The sequence below is a fragment of the Roseburia sp. AF12-17LB genome, from assembly GCF_003479605.1.
Lineage (GTDB): Bacteria > Bacillota > Clostridia > Lachnospirales > Lachnospiraceae > Roseburia_C > Roseburia_C amylophila.
Window position 1 is genome coordinate 75,461 of the sequence record NZ_QUHR01000009.1, and the last position, 19,290, is coordinate 94,750.

Below are 19,290 nucleotides of genomic sequence, written 5' to 3' on the forward strand. Positions count from 1 at the left end.
CATATAAGATAGCAATTTAAGCTGTGAAAAATGGATATTTGGCAAAGAATGATACAAATCTTGTGTTTGGAAAACAGAATAGATGTAGTATTTACATTTGATGGAATCAAACAGTATCAGATAATGTAGAAAATCTAAGAAATAGAAAAGGGAGATATGAAATGTTTGAAAAGCTTATAAAAGAAATTAAAGAACTTTCTACAGTAGATTTTAAGGAAGCAACTGAGAAAATAAGAAAATATATTGATGAAATATCAGAGAAAGATTTCAAAGAAATCGTAAAGCAGATAGGAACTATTCCTGAAAACATTGAACATGATTCTACAGAAGAAAAATTATATTCAAAGGCTTCGGATATAGTTTTAGCAAGATGTTTTAGATTGTTAGGATTGGCATCGAGAGCTTTGGATGAAAGAGCAGATAGTGCAGATATATTGGCAGAAAGTATTTCGGGATATAAATATAGTTTAGTTGCGGATGCAAAATGTTTTAGATTGAGTAGAACGGCAAAGAATCAGAAAGACTTTAAAGTTAGTAACTTGAGTGATTGGCGTGGCTCGGAGAATGAGTATGCTGTTTTGGTGGCACCATATTTTCAATATCCACAATCTACTAGTCAAATATATTCAAAAGCTCTCGATAATAATGTATGTTTGTTGGCTTGGGAGCATATATCTATTTTACTTGAAGAAAATGTGAAAGAAACAGAATCATTATCTTTGGAATCGTTATGGAATGCCTCCCAAATGATAGCAAGAGATAAATCATTAAGTTTCGCTAACGCTAAATGTTGTTTTTTGCCCAAAATGGATGTTTATGTTGCAAAGAAAATAGGTTTGCCAGAAGCACAGTATAGAAGTATGCTAAATGATTACAAAAGATTAATTAAGTATAGGGGAAAAACAGAAATAGCATATTGGACTGGTTGCATAGAGGAAATAAGGAAATATACCAAAGAAAAAGCAATAGAAGAATTGATTAAGGCAAAGAAGTTACAGGAAAAAATAAATGTTATTTCGCAGTATATAGATAAATTAAACAGGTAGGTGAATATTGATGGGCAGAGTTGAATTGGGAGATTCAATACAATTAATAAAGAGTGTAGATACAGAATCTGTGCATTTGATATTGTCTGATATTCCATATGGAATAAATTATGATAAATGGGATGTTATACATAATAATACCAATAGTTCGCTATTGGGAAAAAGCCCAGCTCAAGAAAAAAGCGGAACAATTTTTAAGACTAGAGGCAAACCATTAAATGGATGGGCTCAATCAGATAAGAATATCCCAATTGAATATTATCAATGGTGCTCATCATGGGCAGAAGATTGGTTGAGAGTATTAAAACCAGGTGCAAGTTGTTTTATATTTGCAGGACGGAGAATGGCTCATAGATGTATTTGTGCAATGGAAGATGCGGGTTTTATTTTTAAAGACATGATTGCGTGGGAGAAGGACTCAGCGGCATACAGAGCACAGAGAGTTAGTTGTGTTTTTGATAGAAGAAATGATGAACAGAACAGTTTGGCGTGGGAAGGGTGGAAGATAGGAAATCTTCGTCCGCTATTTGAACCAATACTTTGGTTTATGAAACCTTATCCACAGGGAACTACTTTGACAGATAACATCACTAAATATGAAGTCGGTGCTTTTAATGAAAATAAGTTAAAAGAATTAACTACTTTGAATGAAGGTATTGAAGTATGTTCTAATATCTTAAAAGTAAAGACTCAAAAAACTGATAGAGGATTGCATCCGACACAAAAAGCTGTGGAATTAATGGAAATACTTATTTCGTTAGTTACTAAAGAAGGGCAGACAGTATTAGATCCGTTTTGTGGATGTGGTACAACTTTAGTCGCTGCAAAAAGGCTAAAAAGAGAATATATCGGTTTTGAGATAAATGAGGAATATTATAACAATATATTACTAAGGATGGATGATAATGAATAAAATGCAGGTTGGGTTTTCCGAACCATTAAATGATGGAAATACAGAAAATACTACATTAGGATGCAGACATACAAATCCTGACATTTGCGGAAGTAATGGTATACCTGGAAAATGTGTTTTCATATCTGAAGATTGTATATGTGGATAATCCTATTATATTTATTGGTTATAATATTGGAGACGATAATATAAAACAAATACTAAAGACGATATTTATATATGTGGATCCTTCATCAGATGTTGCTGAAAAGGTTTGGTCACAGTTTTTGTTGGTAGAGTATGGAAAAGATTCTGATATAGAAGAAAATAATCAGATTTTGGAGTTTGTTGATAAAATTATGATTCAATCTTCTCAGTATTTACCTATCTATAGTTTCTCGTTAATTGCTCTGAAAATTAAAAGAATTGAGCAGTTGAAAAAGCAACCGAATGAAAAATTAAAAGCAATTTATGATTTGGTTAAGACAAGATATAAGGTCAGAAAATTCACTTGATGATATCCTACAGATGACAACTATGCAATGACTTATAAAAACGAAGTCATTGCATTGCATCATCACACACTTGCAATATGCAATCAAGAGCAAGTGCAGCGTATGATATTGTCAATATTGGTTTACACTTTATTCTCAAGAATGTTCGACCTTATGCAGCCTCCTGTAGTGAAGCATAGTATTGCTGTCGCTTAACCATCGGAGGTACCCCTCCATTAGCAGAGCAAATCCTCCGGTTATTCCAATAGCTGATGAAGTATCTCCAGCTGAGGGTTTTTAACTGTTCTACAGTCATTGTGGTGGTGTCATAACGCCCATAAAGTAATTCCTCTTTGAAGCGTGCCCACATGCTTTCACATCTGGCATTGTCATGGCATCTGCCACCGGCACTGTTCATGCTCTGAAGAATACCATATTTATTGATTGCTTTACGATATAACTCGCTTGTGTACTGTGTGCCTCTGTCACTGTGAAGAACAGCTCCACGAAGCATAGGATATGCCTTGTAAGCATTATCTAAAGTTTGCTCACAAAGGGTAGCCTTCATATTTGTATCCATAGCAAGCCCCAGCACTGCCAGATCGTAGCAGTCAAAGATAGCTGAAACATACAGTTTTCCATCGGAAGCTTTTATTTCGGTCATGTCTGTAATACATTTTTCAAGAGGTTTTTGGGCTGAGAAATCTTGTTTGATTAAATTATCTGATTTACGGGCTTCTTTATCAGCTTTTGTAATGCCGTTGGGCTTGCGTTTCAGCTTATGATTAAGACCAAGTTCTTCCATGACACGATAAACAGTTCTTTCACCGGGAATGTGTACATCTTCAGGATGTTTTAGCTGTAATGCCTGATACATACGGATTCTTCCATACGTGTCGTTGCATTCATCCTCACTATATATATCAATCATGGCATCTGCCAGTGCCTGATATTTCCAAGGAGCATCTTTTGTTTTTAGGTATTTGTTAAATGCCTGTCTGGAAACATGAAGCACTTTACAATAAAAAGAAATTTTGCCCTTAATCCTGCCGTCATCCGTTTTAATTGCAATAAACATTAATCTCTGTTTTTTGCTGACTTACGACGGCTGGCTGCGAAAAAAGCACTTGCTTCCTCAAGAAATTCGTTTTCTTCCTTTAAACGGCGTATTTCCTTATCCTGCTCTTTAACATGTTTCCTGAGTTCGATAAGCTCATCATTAAGGGATAAAGCATTCTTGGGGGTATGAACTGCTTCATTTGCACTGAGGCGGCCTTCCTTAAATGCTTTGATTCATGTGTACATAGTACCTTTAGGGATACCTAATTCGTTAGCTGCTTTATGCCCGCTAATTTCCTGTGCAAGCTTTACCGCCTGTGCTTTAAATTCGTTGTCATAAGATTTTTGGTTCTGTGCCATAGGTTGTTTCTCCTGTTCTCGTATTGATTATGATTATATATCAAATCCTTGAGAATAGGCTGTCAACTTTTATGATACAACATCAGTATTTGAGTGGTTCATCAATTGCAAGATTATGAATAAGCCTTTGAGAGTTAGTTAGGCGTGGTAGGTAGCCCTTTTTCGGCATCAGCGCATGCGAGGAACAAAAGCACATTGTCGTCAAAGCAATGTCGATTTCGCATTTGTATTGGTTATAGTAAGCAAAATATTTTTCATAATGATAGTCCTTTCTTTGATAGAGTAATGAGCAACCCTGAAATGTGTGGGCAGTCCTATGCATACAACAGATATGTAATATTACTCAGCAAAAATCCAAAATCTATGTTTTATCAAGATATGCAAACGTTAGTTTTGCTTCTCAAAGAGAATAAAAAATCTTCTTTTGGAGATACTGAACTATTAATTCAGAATATTTTCAAAAGGAGATTTTTTTTATGGCTGTAAAAATGACGATTACACGAATTCATGCAAGAGAAATATTAGATTCCAGAGGAAATCCCACAATAGAAACAGAAGTAACTGTGGAGACAGAGACAACCGGAAAGAAGTCGACTGCCCGGGCGGCAGCACCTTCCGGAGCCAGTACAGGAGAATTTGAAGCCATTGAATTAAGAGACGGCGGCGAGCGTTATGGTGGAAATGGTGTGCAGCAGGCGGTGGAAAATGTAAACACAAGAATTGCAAAAGCACTGTTAGGCAGAAACGTATTGCGGCAGGAAAATTTAGATGCGCTGATGCTGGAACTGGATGGAACAGAAAATAAAGGAAAGCTTGGTGCCAATGCAATCTTAAGTGTGTCCTTAGCTTGTGCCAAAGCAGCAGCAAAAGCATTGCAGATGCCGCTTTACCGCTATGTGGGCGGCGTAAATGCAGTAACAATTCCGGTGCCGATGATGAATATTTTAAATGGCGGTGCACATTCCGATAACAATCTGGATGTTCAGGAATTTATGATACTTCCAATTGGTGCTGACAGCATTACCGAAGGAATCCGCTGGTGTGCAGAAGTCTATCATCATTTGAAAAAATTATTAAAGAACCGTGGGTTGTCTGTGGCAGTGGGAGATGAAGGCGGTTTTGCCCCAAACGTTGCAAATGAGGAAGAAGCCATCCAGCTTATCATGGAAGCCATTACCAAAGCAGGGTACAGCTGTGGCAGAGGCAAACAGTTTATGATTTCTCTGGATGCGGCTGCCAGCGAATGGAAAGGTAATGCACCGGGAGAATATTATCTGCCAAAATCCGGCAAACGTTATACCACGGATGAACTGATTGTGCACTGGGAAAAGATGCTTCGCCGTTTTCCGATTTATTCCATTGAAGACCCGCTGGACGAAGAGGATTGGGATGGCTGGAAACGTCTGACAGAAAAAGTGGGAGATAAAGTGATTCTGGTAGGCGATGATTTATTTGCCACGAATCCGGTGCGCCTGAATAAAGGAATTTCCATGGGATGCGGTAATGCGATTCTGATTAAGCCAAACCAGATTGGAACGCTCTCAGAAACTATGGAAGCCATCCGCATGGCAAAAGAACATGGTTATGAGACCATCATGTCCCACCGGAGCGGCGAGACCGAGGATACGACCATAGCGGATTTGTCAGTAGGGCTTGGCAGTGACCTGATTAAAACCGGAGCACCGTGCCGTGGCGAGCGGACGGCAAAATATAATCGTCTGATTCGGATCGAAGAATCGTAATAGATTTTAGCAAAATTACCTACCCAAAATTTCAATATAAATACAAAATAAGTGGTTGTAATTTATCCCGGTGTATGATATACTGTCAAAGTTACGAGTATTATAAATCCACAGGAGGTGTCATTCGTGGCAGTTTTAAAAACGGTTTTAACAGTTGTATTTATTATTATATCTATCGCATTGACAGTAATTATTCTTCTTCAGGAAGGTAAGTCTGCAGGACTTGGAGCAATCAGCGGAGCAGCTGATACTTATTGGGGCAAGAATAAAGGTCGTTCTATGGAAGGAATGTTGGTAAAGGTAACCAGAGTACTGGTAATCTTATTCCTGTTAATTTCCATCGTACTGAATATTGGAAGTTTCTAAGAACCAAAGAGCTGTCGTGTGAACGACAGCTTTTTTTACTTTACAGGAATTGCTTTCCTGTAAAGTAAAAAAGCTCCGCGAGGATGCACACTGCGGTGTATAAGGTAGATGCCGCAGGCGACCGCCGCAAGTGACCGCCGCAGGCGCAAGAAAAGTGTAAAGCAGTTTCTTGAAGTTATGTGAGCAGCAAGAAAAAATAGGAAAGAAAAGAATGGATAGAGAAGCACTGGAAAAAAGAAAGAAAATTGTATATGAGTTTATCTGTGATGACTTATATGTCCCGATGAAAGCCAAAGAGATTGCAATGATTCTGCAGGTATCCAAAGAGCAGCGGGAAGAGTTGCATGCGGTTTTGGATGCTTTGCTGGAAGAAGGCAAGGTAGAGCTGACCCAGAAGGGCAAATATGTAAAGGCTTCCGGAAGATTCTTAACCGGTGTTTATACCGGAAACAGCAGAGGCTTTGGCTTTGTGACGGTAGAGGGTGAAGAGGAAGATATCTATATCCCGGAGGAGAATACCAACGGAGCCATGCATATGGACACTGTATCTGTTGCAGTAAATCCGCAGAAGACCGGAAAACGCCGGGAAGGCAGAATTATAAAAATTATATCCAGAGGTCTGCATCAGATTGTCGGAACTTATCAGAGCAGTAAGAACTTCGGATTTGTGGTGCCGGATAATCAGAAGCTGGCGCAGGATATTTTTATTCCAATCGAACGCTCCAAAGGAGCAGTAGATGGACACAAAGTTGTCGTTGAGATTACTGATTATGGTAAAAACGGTAAGAAACCGGAAGGAAAAATTGTTGAAATACTTGGTCATATCAATGACCCGGGAACAGATATTTTATCCATTGTAAGAGGCTTTGACCTGCCGACAGAATTTGCACCGAAGATTATGAAACAGGTGGAAAATGTAGCCAAAGAAGTCAGTGAGGCTGATATGGCAGGCAGGGAAGATTTGCGGGACTGGCAGATGGTGACAATCGACGGAGAAGACTCCAAAGATTTGGATGATGCGGTATCCCTTACTATGGATGGAGAAAATTATATTCTGGGTGTGCATATTGCAGATGTGTCCAACTATGTGCAGGAGCACAGTGCACTGGATGTGGAGGCATTGAACCGCGGAACCAGTGTATATCTCGTTGACCGCGTGATTCCTATGCTGCCCCATGCATTGTCCAATGGAATCTGTTCCCTGAATGCAGGAGAGAACCGGCTGGCATTGAGCTGCATCATGACCATTAACCCGAAGGGCAAGGTCATTGACCATAAAATTGTAGAGTCTGTGGTAAAAATTGACCGCAGAATGACTTATACAGCGGTAAAAGAAATTTTAGAAGACCATAACGAAGAAACAATTGCAGAGTATCGGGAACTGGTTCCGATGTTTGAAAAAATGGGAGAGCTGGCAGCACTGCTTCGAGGAAATCGTATGAAACGCGGCTCGATTGATTTTGATTTCCCGGAAACGAAAATCCTTTTGGATAAAAATGGAAGACCATTGGAAATCAAGCCATACGACAGAAATACAGCTACAAAATTAATTGAAGATTTCATGCTGATTGCCAATGAGACGGTGGCGCAGGAATTTTTCTGGCAGGAGATACCATTTCTCTATCGTACCCATGAGACACCGGACGAAGAAAAAATCCGAAAACTTGCAACACTAATTGGAAATTTCGGATATACACTGCATATCAGCCAGGAGGAAATTCACCCGAAGGAATTGCAGAAGCTGTTAGGAAAAATCGAAGGAACACCGGAGGAAGCATTAATCAGCCGGCTGACCCTCCGTTCCATGAAACAGGCAAAATATACCACAGAAAACACCGGACATTTCGGACTGGCAGCAAGCTGCTATTGTCATTTTACTTCACCAATCCGTCGTTATCCGGATTTGCAGATACACCGCATTATCAAAGAAACCTTGCGGGGCAGGATGAATCATAAGCGGATGACACATTACGAAACGATTCTGCCGGAAGTAGCCAAGCATTCCAGCGAGACAGAACGTCGGGCAGATGAGGCAGAGCGTGAGACTGAGAAGCTGAAAAAAGCACAGTATATGGCAGAGCATATCGGAGAAGTCTATGAAGGCGTTATTTCCGGGGTGGCATCCTATGGAATATATGTCGAGCTGCCAAATACGGTAGAGGGTCTTGTGCATGTAACCAGTCTTACCGATGATTACTATCAGTATTTTGAAGACACTTTTGAACTGGTGGGCGAAGTAACGAACCGCCATTATAAGCTGGGACAGAAGGTATATATCCGGGTAATCGGTGTGGATGAGATTGTAAGAACCATCGATTTTGAATTGACAGAGGCAACAGGAACAGGAGAAATGAAGAATGGGAAAAGAATCGATTAAGATGATTGCCAATAATAAGAAGGCAAGACATGATTATTTCTTGGAAGAACTTTATGAGGCAGGAATCAGCCTGCATGGAACAGAAGTAAAATCACTCCGTATGGGAAAATGCAGTATCAAGGAGTCTTTCATACACATTGAACATGGGGAAGTCATCATATATGGTATGCATATCAGCCCATATGAAAAGGGAAACATTTTTAACCGTGATCCGCTTCGTCCGAAGAAGCTTCTGATGCACAAAAACGAGATTCGTAAATTAGAGCAGAAGATTAAGGAAAAAGGTTATACCATTGTTCCGGTGGAAGTATATTTCAAGGGAAGTCTGGTAAAAGTCCAGATTGCGCTTGCAAAAGGTAAGAAGCTTTATGATAAGCGGAATGATATTGCAAAGAAGGATATGCGCCGTGAAGCAGAGCGGGATTTCAAAGTAAGAAATCTTGGTTAATAGGCGGATAAAAATTGTCAGTTAATGGCAATACAAACAGTGGTTCTATCTTTGCCTCTTGCAGGAATAGCGGAGGCAGGTTATAATAGAATAAATATATAAGGGCTAGTAAAGGTTTCGACAGGGATTATGAAGCTGGAGAAGCGAGCCGCAGGGTGATGCGTTAAATTCCAAACTTAAAATTAAACGCTAACGATAATAAATTAGCTTACGCTGCCTAATGGCAGCAGTCTGACCTAGAGCACTCACACTTTAGGACCCAGGCTTCGACTATGTGAGAAACGACACGGGCAAAGCTTTGAACCCGTGGGCGTATGATGAAGCTACTGAAACAGTTACGGTGTTCATACCGGAATTGCAGAGGGAATGTCAAATTATGAACTACGCTCGTAGAAGGACAGGGGATTGGTTTTTGGACACGGGTTCGACTCCCGTCTAGTCCACTAAAGCTGAACAAGTCGAATTCTGTATATGATATTATCGTATACAGGAATATGTTTGGTTTGGTGTATCGAAGAAAATAAAAGTAACGGCATTGTATGGTTGCGAAAGTGATATATAATGCCGTTATTTTTAAGATATAATGCGGATTTGAATTTGACAAATCGGTATTTGTGGAGAGATTTCCTGAACTTTCCTTATTTTTCAAGGCTTACAGCCTCTTAGATAGTGAAATGATATGTATTTTCCCTTATCTTTGCCCTTATGCGGAATCCGCAAGGGAAATAAGGGAAATTTTTAGTTAAGCATTGCTCACTACTTTATCAAGAAGTCTTGCGGAATCCCGTTTTGCTTTTCTTGTTGAGTGAGCGTAAATATTCATTGTGGTACTGACATCAGAGTGTCCTAACAGTTCCTGTACATCTTTCGGTGCAGCCCCATTGGAAAGCAGATTGCTGGTGTAGGTGTGACGTAACTGGTGGAAATGGAAATCTTCAAATCCTTCCAGTTTCTTTGACACTGATCTGCATACAATGCTGAGTGTACTCGGCAGTTCCAAAGAGCCATCCGGTCTTAAGCAGACAAAGGAGATTTCTTTGTAATCTGCCGGGACTTCCTGCGTTCCGTCAAGGTGATAGTATTCATAATAGACTCTGTTTTTCACATGAACTTCTTTGTAGTAATTGCGGTGATATAATTCGCCATACTGCATCCGGTTTTTGAGTTGTTCCTTTCTGGCAGCTTTCAGTATTTCAGTCAGGGTATCGCCAAAATCAACAATCCTAACTTTTTTCCGCTTCGTTGGTCCAATAATGTTTTTGTGTTTCATGCCGTCGTAGCGGATACTGCGTTTTATGGTCAGGCATTGTTCCTCAAGGTTAATGTCCTGCCATGTAAGACCACAGGTTTCTCCGATACGGAGCCCGGCATAATACGCAATCTGAATCGGTAGAATGGCAGGTGGGTTTTTCTTTTCCAGATACTTGATAAGTTGCTCGTAATCATCATGCGAAATCGGTTGTGTGCCTTCTTCCACTTCATCATCGGAAAAGAGGTCAACTTCCTCTGCCTGTCGTTTCAGTTTGATATATTGCATCGGATTGAAACTGATTAGTTGTTTTGGAAATACTGCAAAACGGAATGACTGCTGTAACACTGCGGAAAAAGAATGGATATAATCTTTGCTGTATCCCTTTCTTACTTTCCCGTCTGGAAACTCACCACCGAATGTAAGCAGATCAAGAAATGCCTGTAAATGTTCGGCAGTAACTGTTTTCAGTTTGCGGTCTGCAATCGGGTGTTTTTTGATACAGCGGATTGCACCAAGATAATTTTCCACTGTGCCGTTGCTGAGTGTCCCGGTTTTCAGTTCTTCTTCCGCCCACATATCCAGAAGCTCTCCTACCGTAAGGCTGTCTGCCTTTGCGACAAACTTCTTATTTTCGTAATCTTCCAGTGCTTTGCGGAGAAGTTTTTCCGTCTCACTTTTACTTTCGGTTCCAGCATATTCTTTCTGAACCATTTTACCGCTTGCATCTTCTACATAGAAGCGATAGTACCATTTTTTTCCTTTTTTTCTAACAGATCCTTTTGCCATAATTGTATTTCTCCTTTCGATATCAGACAATCGGAACTGTTGAAATGCTTCTTGCGTGTAAGTATATCACAACTCCGGTTGTCTTACTATACCGATTCAGAATCCTCATACATAACTTCGGATAAAAGATTGGCAAGTCTTTGTTCGGCTGCTTCCGGTTTCTTTGAATAGAGCCTTATCACATCTGCCATATCGTTAAATGCGTTGACAGTATGTGTGATCTCTCTGAGAAACATAATCTCATTATATTCATCTTTCGATTCGAATCCCATTACTTTGGCAATGTCCGCATCTTTGGTACTGCCTTTGTAATTTTTACAGGCGAACTGAAACGAATCCAGAAACAGTTCATATTGCTTTAACATTAACAGCAGTAAGTCTTTAGAAAAAGCGTCTTCTGTTTTATTAAGATCAAGAGGTAACTGTTTGAGAATATCGCCCATCACATCACGAATCTGCAATTCCTTCTTATCCGTAATATCAGTTTCATATTCATCGGTTTCCCCTTTGAGCCATTCAATCGATACATGAAGTGCTTCCGAAAGACCTTCCAGTACCATCTTTTTGGTATTGTCAATCGAACCATTCTCATAACGCAGGATTGTGGAAGCGGTAACTCCCATCTTCTCTGCGACATAAGGCTGTGTCAGATTTAATTCGAGACGGCGCTGTTTTGCCCTGCTGCCGATCAGCTTGCGTAGTTCTTTATCTTTCATGCTGATGTGCCTCCTTTTTCGGTATGTCATTACTATACCACGCAACAAAATATATTGCAATATGCAATTTATAGAAAACGAATGAAATTTCATAATGCTTGACAAAGCAATATAAACACGCTATACTGACAGCACAAATGAAATTGCATAATGCAATTTAAAAGGAGGTGGTCATATGACACAAAGAAAGATTGCCTTATCTATTGAAGAAGCTGCTGATTATACGGGAATCGGCAGGAACACCCTGAGAAAACTGGTGGAATGGAAGAAACTTCCGGTATTAAAGGTTGGGAGAAAAGTCCTGATCAAAACGGATATGCTGGAACTTTTTATGGAAGCCAACGAGGGCAGAGACTTGAGGGATAAGGGAAATGTGAAAGCAGTCACAAGAAACGGTTCAACTTAAAAAAGCGGTTCCCGAAGAAACCGCCAAAGGTTCTATCAGACCGGAGTCATGATATACCTACACGCAAACAGATTATACCATGTACTTCGTCTGACAGACAACAGGAAACTTATGTTTGGAAGAAAAAGAAAGGACGATGATATTTATGGCAAGATCAACAAAGAGTTATGAGGAGCGTATGCTCCAGTTGGAAAAGAAAGAACAGGAAAGCCTTGAGAAAGCAAAACAGTATGCAGCACAGAAACGGGAACTGAAGAAACGTCAGAAAGATGTGGAAACTAAAAAGCGGACACACAGGCTCTGCCAGATTGGTGGTGCGGTGGAATCGGTGCTGGGTTCTGCGATTGAGGAAGATGATATCCCAAAGCTGATCGGCTTCTTAAAAAGGCAGGAAGCAAATGGGAAATTCTTCTCAAAGGCAATGCAGAAAGAGCCAGTTGCGAATACGGAGGAAGTGTAATGCCGGAGGGAGTGGATTTTCCATTCCCTTCATTGCTTTTTCATGAAGGGCGCACTTATGGACAACCAGAGGTCGTCCGTATAAGTTTGCCACAGGTGGCAACCGGTCTGCGCTTATGCTTGCCGGGCTCGTTCCGTCGGCGGGGCTTTCAGCCAGACCTGCTCATGCCGCAGGAGGCACTCTTCGCCAGAGGGGCGCATTCCATGCAGGCTGTTATGCACAGGGCACTCTTACGCAGAGGGCGTTCCGGCAGATACCATTTTCTTTTTGGGAAAACGTTACCTGCCGGAAATCAAAGCCGGATACGGCAGAAAGGGGGAAACGGAGCATGGCGATTTTTCATTATACAGTAAAGATTGTTGGACGCAGCAAAGGGAAATCCATCATATCAGCATCTGCGTATCTCAATGGTGATGTGATGAAAAATGAAGAAACAGGCAGGATCAGCTACTACACTGCCAAAAAAGAAGTCGTTTATACCAGCCTGTTGATGTGTGAAAATGCACCACAGGAATGGCTGAACGTACCTGCTGAAAATATCAGACGGTTTCAGAAATCTGCCCGATATAAAAGAGCAGATAACAAAGATGCTGCACTGGGAAAATTTAAACTTACTTTTCAGAAACAGCGTTTATGGAATGAAGTTTTGAAGATTGAGAAGACCTCGGATGCACAACTCGGCAGGTCATTTGAATTTTCGCTTCCGAAAGAATGGAGCCGACAGGAACAGATTGATTATACAACTGAATATATTCAAAAGACCTTTGTAGATAAGGGAATGTGTGCGGACTGGAGTATCCACGATAAAGGAGATGGAAATCCCCATGTGCATTTACTTGTGACGATGCGACCATTCAATCCAGACCACTCATGGGGGAACAAAGAAATCAAGGATTGGGAGTTTGTCAGAGATGAAAATGGAAATATTGTGGTGGATGAATCCCATCCGGACTGGTGGCAGGATAAAAAGAACCCTGACCGTCATGGAATCCGAATCCCCGTACTTGATGAAAATGGAGTCCAGAAAGTCGGGACAAGGAACCGCAAACAGTGGAAACGTGTATTAACCGATGCTACCGGGTGGAACAATCCGAAAAATTGTGAGCTATGGCGGAGCGAATGGGCAAACGTCTGTAATGCACATTTGAAAACGGAAAATCACATTGACCACCGTTCTTATGCAAGGCAGGGAAAATTAGAGATACCGACGATCCATGAGGGCGCAGATGCCAGAAAAATTGACGAGAAATTTCAAAACGGACAGACATCCTCTACTTCATGGAAAGTAGAGGAAAACCAGATCATAAAAAGACAAAATGCACTGCTGGATAAAATACAGATTTCTTTTGGAAAAGTATCCAGTGCATTAACACAATGGAAGGAGCGATTGCGTGACATTAGAAGAAAGCCGGGAAGTCATTCCCATGATGGAGACAATGATAAACCAGATCGAGGAACAGCAGAATCTTATGGCAGAGATGGTACAGGAATTGCAGGAACGGGACAGGCAGCTCCTGTCTTTTCAGGAGCAGAACCAGAGTTTAAAAAGCTTAAACAGCGAATTATCCAGGCTGCTAAATCTTTTGCCAGATACAGAAGAACTGCTCTCACAGATCGAGCAACAGAAAACCAGAATCGAACAGTTGGAAAACGAGAATCAGCAATGGCAGGAATTAACGCAGAAGCTGAACAACGAGAACAGCTTATTGCAGAAACAGAACAGCGAATTGCTGACCTTAAACAGCAGATAGAGAAAGCGAGGGAGATCGATGAGCGAATGCAGAAACTTAGAGAACGTCGGGCAGGTGGAAGAACTTCTGCTGATGACCGAACAGATGCAGGACGAACTGGATCAGAAAGACCAGACAATCCAGGAACTAAACAGGCAGCTAAGCGAATCGCTGACCTTGAACGAGAAATTGAACAGCGAAAACAGAGCCGAGAATATCGAAGCATTGCGGACAAGATTAAGGCAAACAGAGGAACGATTGACCAGCGAGACAGACAGCAGGAAAAGAGCCGACGCAGAAGCCGTGGCATGGAAATTTAAGTATGAAAAAGCAGAGCAGGAAAAACTTTATGCACAGACACACCAAAAGACGGTAGAGGTAGCTGTTGAGAAAAAAGTGCCTTATGAGAAATGTGAAAAATGTGACCGTACTGCTTACCGGAAAGCAAAAGAAAAATGCGATAGCCGTAAAAGCCAGTTAGAAAAGAAATATAAAAATATGACGATTGGTTATGAAAGTATCTTGTTTCTACTGGCATGGTACAGCATAACAACAACACTGTTTACTGCGATTCTTTCGCCGGTTTTCCTTAACGACTGTATCGTCTTTTTCGGTGCGTTAGGAAAAGGAATGGGAAGTTTATTTCGGGAGTTTGTGACAGGTGCAGACTCTTTCGGACAATTAAGCAGTGGAATACCTAACAGTATTCTTTCCGGGATTGTGTACTGGCTGATTGCCGGTACTGTCATGGCAATTTTATTCGTAATAACCGGGTGGCTGATAATCGGGATTGGTTATCAGGTAGGAAAAATCTACCGGAAATATTGTTGGGATATCATCAGTATCGTGGTAGCGATAACGAGTACAGCTGTTGTAATTTACTTTGGAGAATGGATTAAAAACGCTAATCCGATAAATCTTATTGTATTGCTATTACTGTCGCATATTATTTATATTGGAATCAGATGTTATGTGAAAGACTGGATGGAAGAACGAGGATATTATTAAAAGAGGACAGGGAAATTTCATAATCTTCCTGTCCTTAGTAAGGGACTATTGATTGTTTATATAAAGAAAAAGTATATAAATAAATCTTGACAATTAGTACGAACTCGGACTATACTATAAAAGTCCGGATTCGTACTAATTTAAGGAGAAAAAAGATGAGAAAAGATAATAATATGATAATACAGTTGCAACGATATTATGCTTTATGGAAAGAATGTACAGCAATGTATGAGGAATGGTCAAAGGATCAGGGACTGTCTTCAAATGGAGTTTTTGCTTTGTATTCATTTTATGAAAGTAATGGAAGATGCACGCAGAAAATGATAAGTGAAAAATGGAATATACCTAAGCAAACGGTAAATACGATACTAAAAGATTTTCAGAAAAAAGGATACATCAATATGGTATCTGATGATTCAGACAAGAGAAATAAGCTGATATGCCTCACAGAATCAGGAATGGAATATACGAAAGATATCATAGAAAAACTGCACTCAAAAGAAATATATGTAATCGAAAAAATGGGATTAGAGAATATAGAAAGTCTTAATGATAATACAGAGCTGTTTATCAGACTTTTCAAGGAAGGAGATTGTAAGAAAAATGAATCATAAATCATTATTTTTTAAATATGTTATTCCATCTATTATAGCATTTGCATTATCAGGAATATATGCGATAGTGGATGGATATTTTGTAGGCAATACCATAGGAGATGCTGGACTTTCGGCTATTAATATTGCATATCCGATTGTGGCTTTGATTCAGGCTCTTGGAACAGGAATTGGTATGGGAGGAGCTGTTTATTACTCAATTAATGCAGCAGAAAAGAAAGGAAAACGGGCAGAAGAATTTATTGCTACAAGCTGGTGGCTTCTTGTAATAGTAAGTGTTATCAGTACCATAATTATTTACTCCTTTTCGTCTAAAATTTTAGGATTGCTTGGAGCAGATGGAATTATATTAACAAATGCGACAGATTATATCAAAATTATAGCACTTGGAGCAATATTGCAGATTCTTGGAACTGGAATGATGCCATTCATTAGAAATTATGGAAACTCTTTCTGGTCAATGTTTGCGATGGTTGGTGGATTCATAACCAATATTGTTCTGGATTTTATCTTTGTATGGATATATGAAATGGGCATGAAAGGTGCAGCCACAGCTACAATAGCCGGACAGGGTGTGACTGCAGCAATTGCAATCATATACGCATTATATAATAAAAAGTTTTATGTGTATGTATCCTTAAAAAATGTAAAAGAAATGTGTGGCGCTATATTCAGAGTAGGTCTTGCACCATTTGGGCTAGCATTGACTCCTAATATTTCATTGGTGTTTATAAACCGATTCTCCGCTTCTTATGGGGGAGAAAAAGCTATTGCAACTTATGCATGTGTATCCTATATTATCTGTATCATATATCTCATATTGCAGGGCGTAGGTGATGGAAGTCAACCTTTAATGAGCCGTTTTTATGGTGAGAAGGATCAAGAAAGCCTGAGAGGAGTTCAGAGAATGGCATACATTTTTGCAATAATTCTTGCTGTTTGTGGTGGAATTATCATGTATGTAAACAGAGCAAATATTGGAGGGGTTTTCGGAGCTTCTTATGAAGTAAGTATTGAGATTTCTAAAATTGTACCTATATTTTTAGTGTCATTACCATTTGTTGCGATTACCAGAATAGCGACAGCTGGATTTTATGCTACTGAAAAAAGTGGATTGTCATACATTCTTACATTCATTGAACCAGTATTGATGCTGATATTTATGCTTGTTTTACCACCTTTATTTGGTGGACAGATTATGATATGGTGGAGTACGGTATTGGCACGTGTTTTTTCAGCGATTCTGGCATTTATACTAATAAAATATTGCGAAAAGGGAGATTTGCAATATGGAATACAGAAAATTTAACAATCAGATAGTAGCAAGAATAATCTAGGTTTATCTATTGTATTTTTAAGGACAGCCTCATAGCAATAGGGCTGTCCTTTTAAAATTATGAAGCTAATTTTTAATAAATTCTAGTAGATTTTGATTGGAATAATCATAACTCTAATGAATCTTCAGCATCTACCCACATCTGTAAATTCCCATCAAGATATAACCTTGCATATTCTAATGGCTCATCGATTGCAAGCGATGTCAAAGCACAATCAGATCCAGGTGTGGTTCTTAAATTTTTTTCTGCTTCCCAACAATCAATACGGAGTATATAGCCCGTATTAGTATATACATCAATGCTGTTGCACTGTGGATTGTATTCTGCAAATATTGTTCTCATCGTATCCCATCTCCTTATCATTTAATCAATCAGTAGTAGCAAAAATTAAGAAGCATTTCAATCAGTTCACCATGTCACTTTTATTTTGTGTTATACTGTCTTATAGATTTTTCTTGCCCTTGTATTTGCCCTTATCAGAGTGCATAAACACTGATGGGACGATATAACACAAGGGAAATAATAAGGGAAAGCTCACCTGCGACAAATCCAGTGTTTTCAAGGGGGTGCGAAGAATTTAATAATAAAATATAACAGTTATTAAATTTCTTAAAACAGGTGAAATCTCAATCGGGATTTGTGAGGGTAATTATGATAAAGTTTTTGAATGATATCAGGAATGCAGAAAAACCAATATCTAATAATAGAAAAATTATAAATACTATAGCTGTATTGTTCCTTGGAATAGCTTTGGGGACTTTTTCAAAATTTTTGGATTTTCGTCAAGCTGAACTTCCCAGTGTGCTTATGGCAATAGATGGAGCATTAGATGTTCATAATTTCCTTGGACGTTTTGCAATCTGGGTATTGATTGCACTGTGTATTTCTATTTATAGCAATTCTGCAATAAGAGCAAGCATTAATGTTTTTGCATTCTTTATTGGTATGGTTGCAAGTTACTATTTGTATTCAAACTATATTGCAGGATTTTTTCCAAGAAGTTATGCGGTGATTTGGTTTGGATTTACAGCTGTTTCTCCATTATTGTCTTTTGCCTGCTGGTATGCAAGGGGGGAAAGCAAACTGGCACTTATACTATCGGCGCTGATTTTGGCAGTATTGTTCAATATGTGCTTTGTATATGGATGCTGGTATTTTAATGCAAAATCTGTTTTGGAAGTGATAGTCTTTATTATTGGACTTATTGTTTTGAGGAGAGACACATTGAGGAGTTCTGCGCTAATGGGAACGATTAGTATAGTTCTTGCAGTTTTACTTGATATGGTTATTCCATTTCATTTTGGATAAACAACTTCAAGTTTGCAGAACTGACTCAAAAGAGCTCGAAGGAGCTCTTTTTCCTTTTTTATAATAGTATCATTATGGTATAATAGAGACATTAGAATCGGAAGTTTACAGCGAGGTGAAAGAGGTTGAATTATGTAGAATATGGAAAAGAAAACAGCGATGTAATTATCCTCTTACACGGAGGCGGTTTATCATGGTGGAATTACAAAGAGGTTGCTGAAAGACTTCAAACAGATTATCATGTGGTTTTGCCTATATTAGATGGTCATGCAGGATGTGATAAGCAGTTTACAACGATAGAGAATAATGCTTTGGATATTATAGAATTTGTAAATAGCAAATTGGGCGGTTCTGTTTTAATGATGGGAGGACTATCGCTTGGAGGGCAGATTTTGCTTGAAATTTTATCTCAACGCAAAGATATATGTAAGTATGCAATAGTGGAAAGTGTACTTGTGATACCTTCAAAATTTACATATTCTATGATTAAACCGGCGTTTGGAAGTTGCTATGGCTTAATAAAGTATAAGTGGTTTTCAAAATTGCAATTCAAATCACTACGAATAAAGTCGAATTTGTTTGATGAATATTACAAAGATACTTGTGCTATTAGAAAGAGTGATATGATTGCCTTTTTACAGGAAAACTCAGTATATTCACTAAAAGATGGCATTGGAGAGTGTGAAGCAACCGTTCAAATTTATGTTGGAGAAAAAGAAAAGCAATTAATGAAAAAATCTGCTAAAATCATTCATGAAAAATTGCAGGATAGTTTTATACAAGTTCTTCCTAATATGTATCATGGAGAGTTTTCAATAAACCACGCAGATGATTATGTGAGAAAACTATTAGAAATAGTAAAGCGAAGGTAACTTTCAGTCTTCAGCAG

At 39.2% G+C, this 19,290-nt stretch carries 21 protein-coding genes and 1 other RNA gene; 17 read left to right on the forward strand and 5 right to left on the reverse strand.

What is annotated here, in order from left to right; genetic code table 11:
* Window positions 1-161 precede the first annotated feature (161 nt).
* The 4 genes from DWV68_RS11145 to DWV68_RS11155 are packed head-to-tail and all read left to right on the forward strand — an operon-like array spanning window position 162 to window position 2,453.
* Window positions 162-1,046, forward strand: a complete 885-nt coding sequence (locus DWV68_RS11145; RefSeq protein ID WP_118056907.1) for a HindIII family type II restriction endonuclease — start codon at window positions 162-164, stop codon at window positions 1,044-1,046.
* A 10-nt stretch (window positions 1,047-1,056) separates the two neighbouring features.
* The gene (locus DWV68_RS11150) at window positions 1,057-1,959 is read left to right on the forward strand and encodes a DNA-methyltransferase (protein ID WP_118056906.1); all 903 of its coding nucleotides are present in this window, start codon (window positions 1,057-1,059) and stop codon (window positions 1,957-1,959) included.
* Window positions 1,952-2,107 (forward strand): hypothetical protein, encoded by a 156-nt coding sequence (locus tag DWV68_RS14570; RefSeq protein WP_197420854.1) that lies wholly within the window; start codon window positions 1,952-1,954, stop codon window positions 2,105-2,107. The genes DWV68_RS11150 and DWV68_RS14570 overlap by 8 nt, the downstream gene beginning before the upstream one ends.
* A complete protein-coding gene (locus tag DWV68_RS11155; protein WP_118056905.1) occupies window positions 2,100-2,453 on the forward strand; it encodes a hypothetical protein in 354 nt (117 codons plus the stop codon). Before DWV68_RS14570 ends, DWV68_RS11155 begins: the two co-directional genes overlap by 8 nt.
* A 151-nt stretch (window positions 2,454-2,604) precedes the next feature.
* Here the strand turns inward: DWV68_RS11155 and DWV68_RS11160 are convergent, their stop codons facing one another.
* Both DWV68_RS11160 and DWV68_RS14910 read right to left on the reverse strand, forming a co-directional pair.
* Window positions 2,605-3,510: an IS3 family transposase gene (locus tag DWV68_RS11160; RefSeq protein WP_118056904.1), complete on the reverse strand. Its 906-nt coding sequence runs from the start codon at window positions 3,508-3,510 to the stop codon at window positions 2,605-2,607.
* Between the two features lie 215 nt (window positions 3,511-3,725).
* The gene (locus DWV68_RS14910) at window positions 3,726-3,851 is read right to left on the reverse strand and encodes a hypothetical protein (protein WP_278336405.1); all 126 of its coding nucleotides are present in this window, start codon (window positions 3,849-3,851) and stop codon (window positions 3,726-3,728) included.
* Window positions 3,852-4,327: 476 nt separating this feature from the next.
* Between DWV68_RS14910 and eno the strand changes: the two genes are divergently transcribed.
* The 5 genes from eno (at window position 4,328) to ssrA (ending at window position 9,230) form a co-directional block, all read left to right on the forward strand.
* Window positions 4,328-5,593, forward strand: a complete 1,266-nt coding sequence (gene eno / locus DWV68_RS11170) for a phosphopyruvate hydratase (RefSeq protein WP_118665817.1) — start codon at window positions 4,328-4,330, stop codon at window positions 5,591-5,593.
* Between the two features lie 126 nt (window positions 5,594-5,719).
* Complete coding sequence (gene secG, locus DWV68_RS11175) at window positions 5,720-5,959, forward strand: preprotein translocase subunit SecG (protein WP_117696942.1); 240 nt, start codon at window positions 5,720-5,722, stop codon at window positions 5,957-5,959.
* A 211-nt stretch (window positions 5,960-6,170) separates the two neighbouring features.
* Window positions 6,171-8,336, forward strand: coding sequence for a ribonuclease R (gene rnr / locus DWV68_RS11180; RefSeq protein WP_118665819.1), 2,166 nt, complete (start codon window positions 6,171-6,173; stop codon window positions 8,334-8,336).
* Complete coding sequence (smpB, locus tag DWV68_RS11185; RefSeq protein ID WP_022242388.1) at window positions 8,317-8,784, forward strand: SsrA-binding protein SmpB; 468 nt, start codon at window positions 8,317-8,319, stop codon at window positions 8,782-8,784. Before rnr ends, smpB begins: the two co-directional genes overlap by 20 nt.
* Before the next feature lie 102 nt (window positions 8,785-8,886).
* Window positions 8,887-9,230: a transfer-messenger RNA gene (ssrA, locus tag DWV68_RS11190) on the forward strand.
* Window positions 9,231-9,526: 296 nt separating this feature from the next.
* On the opposite strand, the gene DWV68_RS11195 is transcribed toward ssrA, so the two are convergent.
* Window positions 9,527-10,822 (reverse strand): tyrosine-type recombinase/integrase, encoded by a 1,296-nt coding sequence (locus tag DWV68_RS11195; protein WP_117347818.1) that lies wholly within the window; start codon window positions 10,820-10,822, stop codon window positions 9,527-9,529.
* Between the two features lie 86 nt (window positions 10,823-10,908).
* Window positions 10,909-11,538, reverse strand: coding sequence for a helix-turn-helix domain-containing protein (locus tag DWV68_RS11200; RefSeq protein WP_117347817.1), 630 nt, complete (start codon window positions 11,536-11,538; stop codon window positions 10,909-10,911).
* Between the two features lie 175 nt (window positions 11,539-11,713).
* Between DWV68_RS11200 and DWV68_RS11205 the strand changes: the two genes are divergently transcribed.
* The 6 genes from DWV68_RS11205 (at window position 11,714) to DWV68_RS11235 (ending at window position 17,065) form a co-directional block, all read left to right on the forward strand.
* Window positions 11,714-11,944 (forward strand): helix-turn-helix domain-containing protein, encoded by a 231-nt coding sequence (locus DWV68_RS11205; protein ID WP_002578307.1) that lies wholly within the window; start codon window positions 11,714-11,716, stop codon window positions 11,942-11,944.
* 145 nt (window positions 11,945-12,089) lie between these two features.
* Window positions 12,090-12,404: a DUF3847 domain-containing protein gene (locus DWV68_RS11210; RefSeq protein ID WP_002578306.1), complete on the forward strand. Its 315-nt coding sequence runs from the start codon at window positions 12,090-12,092 to the stop codon at window positions 12,402-12,404.
* A gap of 328 nt (window positions 12,405-12,732) precedes the next feature.
* Complete coding sequence (locus DWV68_RS11220) at window positions 12,733-14,454, forward strand: MobA/MobL family protein (protein ID WP_009243741.1); 1,722 nt, start codon at window positions 12,733-12,735, stop codon at window positions 14,452-14,454.
* Window positions 14,393-15,142, forward strand: a complete 750-nt coding sequence (locus DWV68_RS11225) for a DUF6040 family protein (protein WP_009243742.1) — start codon at window positions 14,393-14,395, stop codon at window positions 15,140-15,142. The genes DWV68_RS11220 and DWV68_RS11225 overlap by 62 nt, the downstream gene beginning before the upstream one ends.
* A 155-nt stretch (window positions 15,143-15,297) precedes the next feature.
* A complete protein-coding gene (locus tag DWV68_RS11230) occupies window positions 15,298-15,756 on the forward strand; it encodes a MarR family transcriptional regulator (protein ID WP_108817235.1) in 459 nt (152 codons plus the stop codon).
* Entirely contained in the window at window positions 15,746-17,065 is a 1,320-nt protein-coding gene (locus tag DWV68_RS11235; RefSeq protein WP_109214827.1) for an MATE family efflux transporter, read from the forward strand. The genes DWV68_RS11230 and DWV68_RS11235 overlap by 11 nt, the downstream gene beginning before the upstream one ends.
* Before the next feature lie 133 nt (window positions 17,066-17,198).
* On the opposite strand, the gene DWV68_RS11240 is transcribed toward DWV68_RS11235, so the two are convergent.
* A complete protein-coding gene (locus DWV68_RS11240) occupies window positions 17,199-17,435 on the reverse strand; it encodes a DUF6061 family protein (protein WP_002578301.1) in 237 nt (78 codons plus the stop codon).
* Between the two features lie 309 nt (window positions 17,436-17,744).
* On the opposite strand from DWV68_RS11240, the gene DWV68_RS11245 reads away from it, so the two are divergent.
* The gene (locus tag DWV68_RS11245) at window positions 17,745-18,401 is read left to right on the forward strand and encodes a hypothetical protein (protein WP_118056900.1); all 657 of its coding nucleotides are present in this window, start codon (window positions 17,745-17,747) and stop codon (window positions 18,399-18,401) included.
* 125 nt (window positions 18,402-18,526) lie between these two features.
* Window positions 18,527-19,273 (forward strand): alpha/beta hydrolase, encoded by a 747-nt coding sequence (locus DWV68_RS11250; RefSeq protein ID WP_118056899.1) that lies wholly within the window; start codon window positions 18,527-18,529, stop codon window positions 19,271-19,273.
* Window positions 19,274-19,290: the final 17 nt, after the last annotated feature.

Coding starts and splice junctions, on each gene's coding strand:
- DWV68_RS11145 (WP_118056907.1), top strand. CDS start 162: ATGTTTGAAAAGCTTATAAAAGAAATTAAAGAACTTTCTACAGTAGAT.
- DWV68_RS11150 (WP_118056906.1), top strand. CDS start 1,057: ATGGGCAGAGTTGAATTGGGAGATTCAATACAATTAATAAAGAGTGTA.
- DWV68_RS14570 (WP_197420854.1), top strand. CDS start 1,952: ATGAATAAAATGCAGGTTGGGTTTTCCGAACCATTAAATGATGGAAAT.
- DWV68_RS11160 (WP_118056904.1), bottom strand. CDS start 3,510: ATGTTTATTGCAATTAAAACGGATGACGGCAGGATTAAGGGCAAAATT.
- DWV68_RS14910 (WP_278336405.1), bottom strand. CDS start 3,851: ATGGCACAGAACCAAAAATCTTATGACAACGAATTTAAAGCACAGGCG.
- eno (WP_118665817.1), top strand. CDS start 4,328: ATGGCTGTAAAAATGACGATTACACGAATTCATGCAAGAGAAATATTA.
- rnr (WP_118665819.1), top strand. CDS start 6,171: ATGGATAGAGAAGCACTGGAAAAAAGAAAGAAAATTGTATATGAGTTT.
- smpB (WP_022242388.1), top strand. CDS start 8,317: ATGGGAAAAGAATCGATTAAGATGATTGCCAATAATAAGAAGGCAAGA.
- DWV68_RS11195 (WP_117347818.1), bottom strand. CDS start 10,822: ATGGCAAAAGGATCTGTTAGAAAAAAAGGAAAAAAATGGTACTATCGC.
- DWV68_RS11200 (WP_117347817.1), bottom strand. CDS start 11,538: ATGAAAGATAAAGAACTACGCAAGCTGATCGGCAGCAGGGCAAAACAG.
- DWV68_RS11205 (WP_002578307.1), top strand. CDS start 11,714: ATGACACAAAGAAAGATTGCCTTATCTATTGAAGAAGCTGCTGATTAT.
- DWV68_RS11210 (WP_002578306.1), top strand. CDS start 12,090: ATGGCAAGATCAACAAAGAGTTATGAGGAGCGTATGCTCCAGTTGGAA.
- DWV68_RS11220 (WP_009243741.1), top strand. CDS start 12,733: ATGGCGATTTTTCATTATACAGTAAAGATTGTTGGACGCAGCAAAGGG.
- DWV68_RS11230 (WP_108817235.1), top strand. CDS start 15,298: ATGAGAAAAGATAATAATATGATAATACAGTTGCAACGATATTATGCT.
- DWV68_RS11235 (WP_109214827.1), top strand. CDS start 15,746: ATGAATCATAAATCATTATTTTTTAAATATGTTATTCCATCTATTATA.
- DWV68_RS11240 (WP_002578301.1), bottom strand. CDS start 17,435: ATGAGAACAATATTTGCAGAATACAATCCACAGTGCAACAGCATTGAT.
- DWV68_RS11245 (WP_118056900.1), top strand. CDS start 17,745: ATGATAAAGTTTTTGAATGATATCAGGAATGCAGAAAAACCAATATCT.